This is a genomic window from Enterococcus sp. AZ170, from assembly GCF_050545135.1.
In the GTDB taxonomy this organism is placed as follows: Bacteria; Bacillota; Bacilli; order Lactobacillales; family Enterococcaceae; genus Enterococcus_L; species Enterococcus_L ureilyticus.
The window spans coordinates 1,914,587-1,929,606 of the sequence record NZ_CP172947.1 but is presented as its reverse complement, the minus strand read 5'-3'; the positions used below and the strand labels follow the sequence as shown (position 1 = coordinate 1,929,606).

9 protein-coding genes and 1 pseudogene are annotated in these 15,020 nt (G+C 37.1%); 8 read left to right on the top strand and 2 right to left on the bottom strand.

Annotated elements, in window-relative coordinates; genetic code table 11:
* Positions 1 to 90 precede the first annotated feature (90 nt).
* On the bottom strand, positions 91 to 282 hold the full coding sequence (locus IGJ55_RS09285; RefSeq protein ID WP_069640818.1) for a YjzD family protein: 192 nt from the start codon (positions 280 to 282) through the stop codon (positions 91 to 93).
* 109 nt (positions 283 to 391) lie between these two features.
* On the opposite strand from IGJ55_RS09285, the gene dnaE reads away from it, so the two are divergent.
* The 4 genes from dnaE (at position 392) to adhP (ending at position 7,922) form a co-directional block, all read left to right on the top strand.
* Positions 392 to 3,724 (top strand): DNA polymerase III subunit alpha, encoded by a 3,333-nt coding sequence (dnaE, locus tag IGJ55_RS09280; RefSeq protein WP_430606219.1) that lies wholly within the window; start codon positions 392 to 394, stop codon positions 3,722 to 3,724.
* Positions 3,725 to 3,896: 172 nt separating this feature from the next.
* A complete protein-coding gene (pfkA, locus tag IGJ55_RS09275) occupies positions 3,897 to 4,859 on the top strand; it encodes a 6-phosphofructokinase (protein WP_010772717.1) in 963 nt (320 codons plus the stop codon).
* 97 nt (positions 4,860 to 4,956) lie between these two features.
* Positions 4,957 to 6,714, top strand: coding sequence for a pyruvate kinase (pyk, locus tag IGJ55_RS09270; protein ID WP_207120521.1), 1,758 nt, complete (start codon positions 4,957 to 4,959; stop codon positions 6,712 to 6,714).
* A gap of 188 nt (positions 6,715 to 6,902) precedes the next feature.
* Positions 6,903 to 7,922, top strand: a complete 1,020-nt coding sequence (gene adhP / locus IGJ55_RS09265; protein ID WP_207120520.1) for an alcohol dehydrogenase AdhP — start codon at positions 6,903 to 6,905, stop codon at positions 7,920 to 7,922.
* 113 nt (positions 7,923 to 8,035) lie between these two features.
* Here the strand turns inward: adhP and IGJ55_RS09260 are convergent.
* A pseudogene (locus IGJ55_RS09260) lies at positions 8,036 to 9,438 on the bottom strand (IS3 family transposase).
* Positions 9,439 to 9,645: 207 nt separating this feature from the next.
* Here IGJ55_RS09260 and IGJ55_RS09255 point away from each other — a divergent pair.
* From IGJ55_RS09255 to IGJ55_RS09240, 4 genes are all read left to right on the top strand, one after another.
* Positions 9,646 to 9,801, top strand: coding sequence for a hypothetical protein (locus IGJ55_RS09255; protein WP_167351682.1), 156 nt, complete (start codon positions 9,646 to 9,648; stop codon positions 9,799 to 9,801).
* Positions 9,802 to 10,015: 214 nt separating this feature from the next.
* Positions 10,016 to 10,318, top strand: coding sequence for a YlaN family protein (locus IGJ55_RS09250; protein ID WP_010772713.1), 303 nt, complete (start codon positions 10,016 to 10,018; stop codon positions 10,316 to 10,318).
* 3 nt (positions 10,319 to 10,321) lie between these two features.
* Positions 10,322 to 11,512, top strand: a complete 1,191-nt coding sequence (locus IGJ55_RS09245) for an FtsW/RodA/SpoVE family cell cycle protein (RefSeq protein WP_069640814.1) — start codon at positions 10,322 to 10,324, stop codon at positions 11,510 to 11,512.
* Positions 11,513 to 11,574: 62 nt separating this feature from the next.
* Complete coding sequence (locus IGJ55_RS09240) at positions 11,575 to 15,003, top strand: pyruvate carboxylase (RefSeq protein WP_207121870.1); 3,429 nt, start codon at positions 11,575 to 11,577, stop codon at positions 15,001 to 15,003.
* The last annotated feature ends 17 nt before the right edge of the window (positions 15,004 to 15,020 follow it).

Here is a 15,020-nt window from a genome sequence, read left to right as displayed (position 1 = left end):
AAAACATAAAAAAACCAGTTACAATGTTTGTAGTAACTGGTTTTTTTATAAGGATGCTTTTTAAGGTTAAAAGCTAAATACTACTTTTAGTTATTGAACACTTTTAGTGGTTTCTTTTTTTGGTAATGCAAATTGACCAATCAATAAGATAATCACGCCGGTAATCAATGATATAACGGTTGTCAGCATAAAATCATAAGTTCCGCCATTTAAGGCACCACCGATATAGCCAACGACTTGTCCAAGTAAAAAAGACCACAACAATACAAGAATGTAACGCATGGATTGCACCTCTTTTCTAGCTATAGTTTAGCACAATTTTTCTAAATGTAAAGGAATTGAAAGTTACATTTTTTGATTTAAAACCATTATGTAAGTAAGGAGATGTCCTATGTCTTTTCCACAATTATATACAATCACTTCCTACTCGTTACTTTCCAGTACAATACGAATTCAACAATTTGTTCAGCAAGCTAAAAAGCTGGGCTACCAAACCGTTGGAATCACGGATATCAACGTACTTCATGGCGCAATCGAGTTTTTTGAAACCTGTATGAAGGAAGGGCTCAAACCGATTATTGGCTTAACAGTAGAATATACACCTCACAAGTCTGAACAATCTGCTCAACTATTGTTGTATGCAAAAGATTTAGAAGGGTACCAAAACTTGATGCGAATTTCAACGGCTAAGATGAATAGTGAAAAAATTTTCTATCTAGATGAAGTGAAAAACTACTTGAGTCATTTGTTCGCTGTAATGCCTTCTGACAAAGGAGAAGTTACTTTTGCCTTGAAAAGAAGTGTGGAGGAAGCGTCAGAGAGCTTAAACCGCTTAACCGATTATTTTGATCCAGCTTCCTTTTTTGCCAGTGCTTCTTTTACCTGTAATCAAGAAACAGATCCATTACTTTTTCAATTTTATGAAAGCCAAAACCAACCATTGATTGCATTACAAGAAACACGTTATTTAAATCGACAAGATGGTTTTGCGTTGAAAGTGCTAAGACATATCGATGAAGGCCAGCAGATGACTTTGAATGCTGAAGAAACGGAAATCGAAGGCCCTTTTTATCTAAGAAGTCAAAATGATGCTGTCGATCAACTAACAGTAAAGGTCAGCCAACAAGCTATTTCAAATGCAGAAAATATGGCTGCTGCTTGTACTGTAGAAATCCCCTTACATCAGCGTCTGTTGCCGCATTTTCCCATTCCAGATGGGAAGCAAGCAGGTGTATTCTTAAAAGAACTGTGTCTGCAGAAATTACCTGAGCGAATACCTGATGCTTCAATTGAGTATGAGCAACGACTGGAAAAGGAACTCACGATTATCCATACGATGGGCTTTGATGATTATTTTTTGATTGTGTGGGACGTGATGGCTTTTGCTCATGATCGAAAAATCGTGACAGGCGCTGGTCGTGGTTCTGCTGCAGGTTCATTAGTTTCTTATGTCTTGTCAATCACTGATGTCGATCCAATTAAGTATGATTTGCTTTTCGAACGTTTTTTAAATCCCGAAAGACATTCGATGCCTGATATCGATTTAGATATTCCTGATAATCGCCGAGAAGAAGTATTGCAGTATGTTCGAGAGAAATATGGTCATTATCATATGGCTCAAATTGCGACATTTGGAACGATGGCAGCTAAAATGGTTCTAAGAGACGTGGCAAGAGTCTTTGGATTATCACAAAGTGAATCCAATCGATGGTCAAATTCGGTACCAAGTGCTCTGAAAATGACACTGGAAACGGCTTATAACGATTCGAAAAAACTCGTTGAATTAGTAAACTCTTCTGATACTAACCGTTTATTATATGATACAGCAGTTCGCCTAGAAGGATTGCCACGTCACGTATCGACACATGCAGCAGGTGTGGTGATTAGTGATCTTGATTTGATTGATATTGTTCCGTTGCAACCTGGATCAAATGATATCTTTCTTACGCAATTTACGATGAATGATGTTGAAAAAATCGGTTTGTTGAAGATGGATTTTCTAGGTTTGAGAAATTTATCAATTATTGATGATACGATCAAATCGGTTAAACGAGTCTATAAAAAAGAAGTGATTTTAAACCAAATTCCACTAGGTGATGAACAAACATTGGCTTTATTTAGAAGAGGTGAAACAAGCGGTGTTTTCCAGTTTGAATCGGCGGGCATCAGAAATGTTTTAAGAAAATTAGGTCCAACTAGTATTGAAGATATCGCAGCAGTCAATGCATTGTATCGACCAGGACCTATGCAAAATATTGATTTGTTTATTCGTAGAAAAAAAGGACAAGAATCAATTGAGTATCCAGATGCTGTTTTAGAACCAATTTTAAACAATACCTACGGCGTTATTGTCTATCAGGAACAAATCATTCAAGTTGCTTCAACGATGGCAGGCTTTAGCTTAGGGCAAGCAGATATTTTAAGACGAGCCGTCAGTAAAAAGAAAAAAGATGTGCTAGATGAAGAACGTAAACACTTTGTTGAGGGAGCAATGAAACAAGGGCATAGTGAGGAAGTCGCAACCACGATCTACGATTATATCGAACGCTTTGCGAATTATGGTTTTAACCGTTCACATGCATTTGCCTATTCTTTTATTGGATTCCAAATGGCCTATCTAAAAGTTCATTTCCCAGGAGCTTTTTATGCTGCTATACTCCATTCTGTTCGACATAATCCTACTAAAATCAAGGAATACATCGGTGAAGCTCGCAAAAATAAGATGGTAATCATGCAACCTGCGATCAATTCTAGTCAGTATAGTTTTTACCTAAATAATGATGATCAAATCATGTTTGGCTTTAGCTCGTTGAAAGGAATACGTAGAGATTTTATCCAGAATATTTTAGATGAACGTAGAGAACATGGTCCGTTTAAAACGTTCAATCAATTTTTATTGCGTATTGACCGCAAATGGTTAAAAGCAGAAAATATTCAGCCACTGATTGCCATCGGTGCTTTCGATGAATTACAAGCGAATCGCCGGCAATTAGCAGTCGGTTTAGATAGTGAGATTCAAAACATTATTTACAGTGGTGGTAGTATGAACCTTTTAGAAGATACTTTGAAACTAAAAGAAGTAGAGGTAGCTGATTATTCGTTAGAAGAGAAACTAGAACAGGAAGAGCAATATTTAGGTGTCTATTTATCTGGGCATCCGACTGAAGAGTTTAAGAAAACTCGTTTAGCTAAACAAGTAATGTTAGTCAGCGATGTGGTTGAAAATCAAACGGCGCGTTTATTAATTTATGTGAAAGATGTCCGAGTGATTCGTACCAAAAAAGGAGAACAAATGGCCTTCGTAGAAGGGGATGATCTAACAGGTTCGTTATCTTTGACACTTTTTCCAGCAGTTTTCAGAACACTTCGTCAAACTGTTGAAAAAAATCAGGTTTATTTCGTCGAAGGTAAAGTAGAAAAAAGTAACTATAATCAAGAGTTGCAATTACTAGTCAATCAAATAGAAAAAGCGAGTGACATTGAAACTAGTATTAGTGCAACAACGTGTTACTTAAAAATTTCAGAAGCAAGAGACCAAAAAGAAGTTTTACACAGTATTCATGAAGTGCTGCAAAAGCATAAAGGAAATACGCCAGTAATCATTTACTTTGAAAAAAGCAACAAGAAATTAGTCTTAGGTGAAGAGAACTGGTTAAGTGAAACAATAGATGTAAAAGAACAATTAGAGGCAATATTGGGTAGTCAAAATGTTGTTTTCAAATGATTTACGGTAAAAACTACTAATTGTTTTCATCTTTTTTCAATTATTTCTTCTTAAATCAAGACATTTTGCACTATTAATGGTAAAATGAGTGACGTAATATTTTTGAGTAATGAATAACTGTAGCAAATCTTGTTGCAGCTTAAAAGTATATTATTATGAGGTGAAAGAACGAATGAAACGTATCGGTATTTTAACCAGTGGGGGAGACGCCCCAGGAATGAACGCTGCTATTCGTGCAGTGGTACGTAAAGGGATTTTTGACGGAATCGAAGTGTACGGCATTAACTACGGTTTTGCAGGTCTAGTAGCAGGCGATATCCGCCGTTTAGACATTGCAGATGTTGGCGACAAAATTCAACGTGGAGGAACTTTCTTATACTCTGCCCGTTATCCAGAATTCGCAACAGAAGAAGGACAATTAAAAGGAATCGAACAATTGAAAAAATTTGGTATCGAAGGCTTAGTTGTTATTGGCGGTGATGGTTCTTACCATGGCGCAATGGCACTTACTAAACGTGGATTTCCAGCCGTAGGTATTCCAGGAACAATCGATAATGATATCCCAGGGACTGATTTTACTATCGGTTTTGATACAGCGATCAATACCGTATTAGAATCAATTGACCGTATTCGTGATACTGCTACTTCACATGTACGTACATTCGTTATTGAAGTAATGGGACGTGGAGCAGGCGATATTGCTCTTTGGTCTGGTGTAGCAGGTGGTGCGGATGAAATCATCATTCCAGAGCATGATTTTGATATGGTCAATGTAGCACAACGAATTAGAGAAGGCCGTGATCGCGGTAAAAAACATTGTTTGATCATTTTAGCCGAAGGTGTTATGGGTGGAAACGAGTTTGCCGATAAACTTTCTGAACATGGCGACTTCCATACACGTGTTTCTATCTTAGGACATGTTGTCCGCGGTGGCTCACCAAGTGCCCGTGACCGTGTATTGGCAAGTAAATTTGGTTCTTATGCTGTCGAATTATTAAAAGCTGGAAAAGGTGGACAATGTATTGGGATGCTTGACAATCAAGTCGTTTCAGCTGATATCGTTGATACATTAGAAAACCACAAACACAAACCAGATTTATCACTTTATGATTTAAATCAAGAGATTTCTTTTTAAGAATACACTTGAAATTGAGTGTTATTTAAAGAAGCTCTTGAGGAAAATAGATAATCTTCATGACGTATAAACAAAAATGGAATAGGAGCGTTTGGTAATGAAAAAAACGAAAATCGTATGTACGATCGGACCAGCTAGCGAAACGGTAGATATGCTAGTAAACTTAATGAATGCAGGAATGAATGTTTGCCGTTTGAACTTCTCACATGGTGATTTTGAAGAACATGGCAACCGCATCAAAAATATTCGCGAAGCTGCAAAAATTACAGGTAAACGTGTAGCGATCTTGCTTGATACGAAAGGTCCTGAAATCCGAACTAATGAGATGGAAAATGGCGCAATTACTTTAAGAACGGGTGATTCAGTACGTCTTTCTATGACAGAAGTTTTAGGAACAAACGAAAAATTTTCAATTACTTACCCAGAATTAATTAACGATGTAAACGTTGGTTCTCATATTCTTTTAGATGATGGCTTGATTGATTTAGAAGTAACAGATATTGACCGCAATGCTAACGAAATCGTTACTGAAGTGAAAAACGAAGGCGTATTAAAAAATAAAAAAGGCGTAAACGTTCCAGGTGTCTCTGTCAATCTTCCTGGTATCACTGATAAAGATGCTGCTGATATCCGTTTTGGGATTGAACAAGGTGTCGATTTCATCGCTGCAAGTTTTGTTCGTCGTGCAACTGACGTTTTAGAAATTACTAGAATTTTAGAAGAAGAAAACGCAACACATATCCAAATCATTCCTAAAATTGAAAACCAAGAAGGAATCGACAATATTGACGAAATCCTAAAAGTTTCTGATGGTTTGATGGTTGCTCGTGGCGACATGGGTGTTGAAATTCCAACTGAAGATGTTCCTGTTGTTCAAAAAGAATTGATCAAAAAATGTAACGCTTTAGGAAAACCAGTAATCACTGCAACTCAAATGCTAGATTCTATGCAACGCAACCCACGTCCAACACGTGCGGAAGCAAATGACGTTGCCAATGCAATCTATGACGGAACAGATGCAGTAATGCTTTCTGGTGAAACAGCTGCTGGAGATTACCCATTAGAAGCGGTTCAAACAATGGCTCGCATTGCTGTTCGTACTGAAGAAGCATTGATCAACCAAGATTCATTTGCATTGAAATTATACAGCAAAACAGATATGGCCGAAGCAATTGGTCAATCAGTTGGGCACACTGCTCGTAACTTGGGTATCCAAACTATTGTTGCAGCAACTGAATCTGGACACACTGCACGTATGATTTCTAAATATCGTCCAAAATCACACATCGTTGCTATTACGTTCACCGAACAAAAAGCGCGTAGCTTATCATTATCTTGGGGTGTTTATGCAACAGTTGCTGAGAAACCATCAAGCACAGATGAAATGTTCAATTTAGCAACACACACTTCTCAAGAAGAAGGGTTTGCAAGTGAAGGTGATTTGATCATCATTACAGCAGGTGTACCAGTCGGCGAAAAAGGAACAACGAACCTAATGAAGATCCAAATGATCGGTTCAAAATTAGTTCAAGGTCAAGGGATTGGTGAAGCTTCAGTAATTGCTAAAGCAGTTGTAGCGAATACAGCTGAAGAAGCAGTTGCCAACGCAACGGAAGGTTCTATCTTAGTTGTTAAAACAACGGATAAAGATTATATGCCTGCAATCGATAAAGCAATTGCTTTGGTCGTTGAAGAAGGCGGGTTGACTTCACATGCAGCAGTCGTTGCAATTGCCAAAGATATTCCAGTAATTGTTGGTGCAGCTGATGCAACAAACTTGATTACCAATGATGAGCTAATTACTGTTGATCCTCGTCGCGGCATTGTTTATCGTGGTGCCACAACAGCAATCTAAAACAACTAATTATACAGTTAAGAGAGTAGAAATGAATCATGCAAAGTGATTCATTTCTACTCTTTTTTATAGAATGTGAACAAAATTTCTTTATTTAAGAACGATTTATCTGAAAGGGCTATCAAAACGATTTCGTACATGGTAGAATGTAAATGTTACCAAATTATATTGAATACAGGAGTGATAGAATGAAAGCAGCTGTTGTAACAAATGAAAATAACGGAAAAGTAGAAATTAAGGATGTAGATATTAGACCACTTGAGGCTGGTGAAGCTTTAGTAGATGTTGAATACTGTGGTGTTTGTCATACAGATTTACATGTTGCTCATGGCGATTTTGGTGAAGTTCCTGGGCGTGTGATTGGTCATGAAGGCATCGGAATTGTTAAAGAAATCGCTCCAGGTGTTGAGAGTTTAAAAGTAGGAGATCGTGTTAGCATTGCTTGGTTTTTTGAGGGCTGTGGAACATGTGAGTATTGTATTACTGGTCGTGAAACGTTCTGCCGTCAAGTGAAAAATGCTGGCTTTTCAGTAGATGGAGCGATGGCTGAACAATGTATTGTCAAAGCGGATTATGCTGTTAAAGTGCCAGAGGGATTAGACCCAGCGCAAGCAAGTAGTATCTCATGTGCCGGTGTTACTTGTTATAAAGCAATCAAGGTTTCAGAAGTAAAACCTGGGCAATGGGTTGCTATCTACGGTATCGGCGGATTAGGTAATCTAGCGATTCAATATGCTAAAAATGTTTTTAATGCGAAAGTAATTGCAGTTGATATCAATGATGATAAGTTAGCGTTTGCTAAGGAATTAGGAGCTGATTTAGTTTGTAACCCGTTAACTGATGGTGATGCAGGCGCTTGGATTCAAGAAAAAGTAGGTGGTGCACATGCAGCAGTCGTTACAGCAGTGTCAAAAGTTGCCTTTAATCAAGCCGTTGATTCAGTGAGAGCTGCTGGAAAAGTGGTTGCAGTTGGTCTGCCGCCAGAAACGATGGATTTAGCAATTGTAAAGACTGTTTTAGATGGCATTCAAATCGTTGGTTCCTTAGTTGGAACACGTAAAGATTTAGAAGAAGCATTCCAATTTGGAGCAGAAGGAAAAGTAGTACCTGTCGTAGAAACACGCTGTTTACATGAAGTCAATGATATTTTTGAAGAAATGGAACAAGGAAAAATCAAAGGCAGAATGGTTGTCGATCTAAAAAAATAAAGTTAGTATGAAGTGAAAATAAATTAAATAGAACAGACCCTTAAAAGGAAGCGTGAATGTAGTGACCCCAAAAAGTTAGACTTTTTATAGAGTGGATTTTTCTACTCTATTTTTTATGCAGTTTTTTGATCGAACTGTCGAAACTCTACTGGACTTTTCCAGTTAAGTTTTTCTTTGATTCGATGATTATTATAATAATAAATATAGTTTTCAATTGCTCGTCTTAACTCATTTTGACTCCGATAGACTTTGCCATAATACAATTCTTGCTTTAGAATACTGAAGAAATTCTCCATAGGAGAATTATCTAAACAGGTTCCTTTCCGAGACATACTTTGAAAGGTACGGTTGTCCTTTAATGTCTGTACATAGGTATTCATTTGATAAGCCCAGCCTTGATCAGAGTGGAAGGTGCGGCGATAAGGACAATCATTTGTTTGAGAAATTGCTTCTGCTAACCCTGCCATAACTGTTTTACCGTTTGGTTGAGTAGAAAGGCTGTAGCTAAGAATTTCACTGTTATACATATCCATAAACGGATCTAAATATAGTTTTTTCAGTCGAAGAATGCCCGCGTCATCTGTTTCATAGTATTTAAATTCAGTTGTATCCGTCGTGATTTTTTGATGAGAGACCGAAGTGTTGAATCTTCGATGAATCAAGTTTTTAGCTACTTTCCCAACGGTTCCCTTATATGAATTATATTTCCTAGATTTCTTGGTAAATGCTTTGACTTGTAACTGTAGCTTTTGAATTAATCGCTGTACTTTCTTTTTATTTACTTGGTATCCACGTCGTTTTAATTCTTGTGTCATTCTTCTATAGCCATAATGTTGATGTTCTTTACGAATTGCTTGAATTTCTTCTTCAATCATTTGTGTTGAAGTTGTTCTGTCGAGGCGTTTTTGCCAGTACATGTAAGTGGATTTTGGAAACCTTAGGGTTTCCAGAATATCTTTTAATCGAAAGTATCCTCGGAGGCTGTGAATGATTCGCGCGATTCGTTCATTTTTTGTTCGTCCTATATACGCAGCCTCCTCAATTCTTTTAAATAGGCATTCTCAATTTTTAACATTCTATTTTCTTTTTCTAGTTTATCTAATTGAGATTGTTCACTTGGTAATGGTTGGATTTCATTTCGTTTCTTCTTAAACATTGTAGGTGGACGTCCTTTCTGTTTAGAGAGTCCATCTATACCAAGCTTACGATAGGTTTTAAGCCAATTCGCAATCAATGATGGATTGTTCATTTTGAGAAGATTGGCTACTTCTTGGTAGGACAACTCTGTAGTTAAATACAACTCTATCGCATCTAACTTAAATTGAACAGAGTAATTCCTACATTTCCGACTACGAAGTAGTCCTTCTTCGCCTAATTCATTATACGCATGGATCCACTTTCTTATTTGAGTGTTAGAATTAAATCCATATTTTTTTGCTAAGCAATTTATTCCTCTTTTTTCTTCAAGATGCTCTTGAACAATTTTTAATTTGAATTCTAAACGATATTTTGCCATACAAAAAGACCTCCAAAAGTTAGATTTTTGGGTCTAACTTTTGGGGGTCGGCTCAGAATCTAACTTTTTAAGGGTCTTTTTTTATAATAAATATTTTTAGAATTTTGAATAAGTGCTTTGATAGCTTCTTAAAATGGATTCTGTTACTATTAATATTAAAATAGCAACAATCGTAGCGTGATTTAGATTTATTTAGGAGGAAACGTGATGAAAGAAAGTGCAAAAGCAGGAATTTCATTTGGGTGTGCATTAGCATTAGTCATTTCGTATGTGAATTGGCATAGTATTCTTTGGGCAGTATTTCATGGAGTCCTAAGTTGGGTTTATGTGATTTATTACGTGATTGTCTATGGCTTAAGTTAAAGAACAATTGATCTTTGATTATAATTTACAAGGCATGCCTCTGGAACCAGAAGAATATTTTTTTGAGATTAGAGCTATAATAATGAGATTTTTATTCATTCCTGTTTATTGAAAATTAAAAAAAATTTTAAACAATAGATTTTCAGAAAATTTCTGTTAATAACTGGACAAATTATGCTATAATTACATAATTAAGATGGGAGGTTTAGTGCAAATGGAATCCATTTCAAAAGATTTTGCCGTTCAGCTGTTAAACGATGATGCACAACGGATCATGATGTTGATCCGCAATCAAAAAAATAGCCTATGTATTTCCCAGTGTAAGGCTTTTGAGGAAGTCGTAGATACACAAATGTATGGTTTTTCTCGCCAAGTGACTTATGCTATTCGTCTAGGCATTTTAAGTTCAAAACAAGGACATCAATTGTTAAGCGATCTAGAAAAAGAACTCAATCAATTATATAGTGACGTTTATGAGGAAACTCAAGAAAAAAAAGAGATTGGCAAGGAGGTTTAAACTTTGCCGAACAAGATAAAAAAGAGGCATTTGTTAGACTATAGTATTTTGATCCCCTACTTAGTCCTTAGTGCGGTGGGTTTGATCATGGTGTACAGCTCAACCTCTTCTTTGCTCGTATCAAAAGGTGAACCGCCAACAGGCATGGTCATCACACAGCTACAATTTTGGCTTTTGAGTTTAGTAGCAATGTTTTTCATCTATAAGATGAAAACATCCGTGTTTCAAATCAAAGGATTTATTATGTTTGCGATCGTTGTCATTTCCGTGCTACTTTTAGCTGTTAGATTCACAAAATTAGGAGCAGAAATCAATGGTGCAAAGGGCTGGATCCAAATCGGTTCTTTTTCAATGCAGCCAGCGGAATACCTAAAGATCATGGTGATTTGGTATTTGGCGTATATTTTAGGACGAAGACAGAAATATATTGATAAAGAATTTAAGAAAGCTGTATTTAGACCAATGCTTTTGGTTGGTTTTTTAATTTTTCTTGTAGCAATTCAGCCCGACTTGGGGAATGCAGCAATTTTGACTTTATTAGTGATTATCATGGTACTTGCTAGTGGCGTTAATTATATGTATACCTATTTAGTTGGTGGTGCTGGGATTTTAGGAAGTATAGCAGTTATCCAAGCGTTACTTTTAACGGGTGGCAGCTTCATCCCAGAAAGATATCAATATGTTTATCAACGTTTTGCTATTTTTTTGAACCCATTTAAAGATGAGCGAAATGCTGGGCACCAATTAGCAAATTCTTACTACGCAATCAACAATGGTGGCTGGTTTGGAAAAGGATTGGGTAATAGTATTCAGAAAAAAGGTTTTTTACCCGAAGCCCATTCAGATTTTATTTTTGCGATTACCATTGAAGAATTAGGGTTATTAGTATCATTGATCATATTGGCGATTTTAATGTTTATGATTGCTAGGATCATCTTAGTCGGGGTACGCTCGAAGAAACCATTCAACTCATTAATGTGTATTGGAATTGGTTCAATGTTGTTATTACAAGTGTTTATCAATTTGGGTGGAATTACTGGGGTCATTCCTTTGACTGGCGTAACGTTTCCATTTCTAAGTCAAGGAGGAAATAGTGTTTTGATTATTTCAATCTCTGTAGCATTTGTATTGAATATCAGCGCAGATGAGAAGAAACAAAAAATGGACCAAGAATACCAAGTACTTGGTAATTAATCGATAAATGAAGGGGAACAATCGATCAAACAGAATTTTAATAAACAGGTAGGAGTGAAAAAATGAAAAAAGTTTTAGTAGCAAATCGTGGAGAAATTGCAATTCGAATTTTTAGAGCCTGTACAGAGATGCACATCGGGACAGTGGCAATCTATGCAGCAGAAGATGAGTATTCGGTTCATCGTTTTAAAGCAGATGAAGCCTATTTAGTTGGTAAAGGGAAAAAGCCGATCGAAGCTTACCTTGATATGGAGGATATTATTCGAATCGCTAAAAAATCTGGTGCTGATGCCATTCATCCTGGTTATGGGTTTCTTTCAGAAAATTTAGAATTTGCCCGTCTATGTGAAGAAGAAGGACTTATTTTTGTGGGACCTTCGCTACACCATTTGGATATTTTTGGAGACAAGATCAAAGCTAAAGAAGCTGCTGTTGCTGCAGGTATTGCTTCAATACCGGGTTCTGATGGTCCGGTCGACTCTGTCGAAGGCGTTTTAGAATTTGGCCGGACACATGGTTTTCCAATCATGATCAAAGCAGCTCTTGGCGGCGGTGGTCGCGGAATGCGAGTAGCCCATGATGAAAAAGAAGCGAAAGAAGGGTATGACCGCGCAAAAAGTGAGGCAAAAGCGGCCTTTGGTTCTGATGAAGTTTATGTCGAAAAATATATTTCTAATCCGAAACATATTGAAGTACAAGTATTAGGAGATACACATGGAAATGTTATTCATTTATTCGAAAGAGATTGCTCTGTTCAACGCCGTCACCAAAAAGTAGTCGAAGTAGCACCTTGTGTATCAATGAATGATGGAAAACGTAAAGAAATTTGTGAGGCTGCAGTTCAATTAATGAAACATGTTAAATACATTAATGCGGGAACAGTTGAATTTTTAGTTGAAGGAGAAAACTTCTACTTTATTGAAGTGAATCCACGTGTTCAAGTAGAACATACCATTACTGAAATGATCACAGATATCGATATTGTCGTATCACAATTGCAAATTGCTCAAGGCCTTGATCTACATAAAGATATGAAGATCCCACAACAGGAGAATATTGCATTGAACGGTGCTGCGATTCAGTGTCGGATCACCACTGAAGATCCTTTGAACAATTTTATGCCAGATACAGGAAAAATTGATACTTATCGTTCACCAGGTGGTTTTGGTGTACGTCTTGATGTAGGGAATGCGTACTCTGGGGCTGTTGTCACTCCTTATTTTGATTCGCTATTAGTAAAAGTTTGTACGCATGGCTTTACTTTCGAAAAAGCAATCCAAAAAATGGAACGTAGCTTGAGAGAATTTAGAATACGTGGAGTAAAAACCAATATTCCATTTCTACACAAAGTAATCGGTCATCCTGAATTTCAATCAGGTGAAGCGAAAACAACGTTTATTGACAATACACCGCAATTATTTGAATTTCCAAAATTAAGAGACCGCGGCAATAAAACCATGAAATATATTGGGGAAGTAACCGTTAATGGGTTTCCAGGTATTGAAAAATCAACGAAAAAATATTTTGATGCACCACGTATTCCAACCGATTTAGAATTACGTAGTGAGTATGTGACGGCAAAAAATATTCTAGATAAAGACGGAGCTCACGGCGTAGTTGATTGGGTCAAAAAACAAGAAAATGTTCTACTGACTGACACTACTTTCCGTGATGCCCATCAGAGTTTATTAGCAACTCGTGTCAGAACACAAGATTTCAAAGAAATCGCTCGTTTAACAGGCGAAGGATTACCTGAGTTATTCTCTAGTGAAATGTGGGGTGGCGCAACGTTTGATGTTGCCTATCGCTTCTTAAATGAAGATCCATGGCAAAGACTTCGCAAAATTCGTAAATTGATGCCAAATACTTTACTACAGATGTTATTTAGAGGCTCAAATGCTGTTGGGTACCAAAATTATCCGGATAATGTCATTGAGGAATTCATCAAAGAATCAGCAAGGCAAGGAATTGATGTTTTCCGTATTTTCGATAGCTTGAACTGGTTACCACAGATGGAAAAGAGTATTCAAACAGTTCGAGATACTGGGAAAATTGCAGAGGCCGCGATTTGTTACACAGCAGATATCAATGATCCTTCAAGAGCAAAATACAATGTCGAATACTATAAAAATATGGCCAAAGAGCTTGAAAAAATGGGTGCGCATATCATTGCAATCAAAGATATGGCGGGGTTATTAAAACCCCAAGCAGCCTATCGATTGATCAGTGAATTAAAAGATACAATTGATTTACCGATTCATCTGCATACACATGATACTAGCGGAAACGGCATCATTACTTACTCTGCTGCTACAAAAGCGGGGGTTGATATCGTAGACGTAGCAACCAGTGCAATGAGTGGTGCGACAAGCCAACCTAGTATGAGTAGTTTGTATTATGCACTAGTTAATGGTGATCGTACACCGGATGTTAATATTGATAATACGCAAAAAATCAATCATTATTGGGAAGATGTTCGTATGTATTACCAACCATTTGAAAATGGATTGAACGCACCTCAGACAGAAGTCTACATGCATGAAATGCCAGGTGGTCAGTATTCCAACTTACAACAACAAGCGAAAGCTGTAGGTTTAGGACACCAATGGGATGACATCAAAAAAATGTATCATACAGTAAACTTGATGTTTGGAGATATCGTAAAAGTAACGCCTTCTTCAAAAGTCGTTGGTGATATGGCACTCTTTATGGTCCAAAATAATTTAACTGAAGCAGACATCTATGAGAAGGGAGACGAATTAAGTTTCCCTGAATCTGTTGTGACATTTTTCCAAGGTGATTTGGGTCAACCAGTTGGCGGATTTCCAAAAGACTTGCAAAGAATCATCTTGAAAGGACGTCCAGCATTTACCGAAAGACCTGGAAGTTTGGCAGCGCCAGTAAAATTTGATAAAGTAAAAGTAGAATTAGCTGAAAAAATCGGCTATGAGCCGAAACTTGAAGAAATACTAAGCTACTTGATGTATCCACAAGTCTTTCTAGATTACCGCCAATCTTATCAAAATTTTGGGGATGTTACATTATTAGATACCCCAACATTCTTCCAAGGGATTCGTCAAGGCGAGTCGGTTGAAGTCCAAATTGAAAAAGGAAAGACTTTGATTATTCGTTTAGATGAAGTTGGTGATCCTGATATTGAAGGGAACAGAGTATTGTTCTTTAATTTAAATGGGCAACGTCGAGAAATTGTTATCAAAGATACTTCTATCAAATCATCTGTTCAAGCTAAACGTAAAGCAGAACCAACAAACAAAGAGCAAATTGGTGCAACAATGTCGGGCTCTGTTCTCCAAGTGTTAGTGAATAAAGGAGATAAAGTTAAAAAAGGGGATGCATTATTAGTAACAGAAGCAATGAAGATGGAAACAACGATTGAGGCGCGCTTTGATGGAATCGTTGAACATATTTATGTTTTTGAAGAGGAGCCAATTCGGTCAGGCGATCTCTTGATCGAAGTTAAAGAAAATTAAACGAAAAGTGGGGAAGA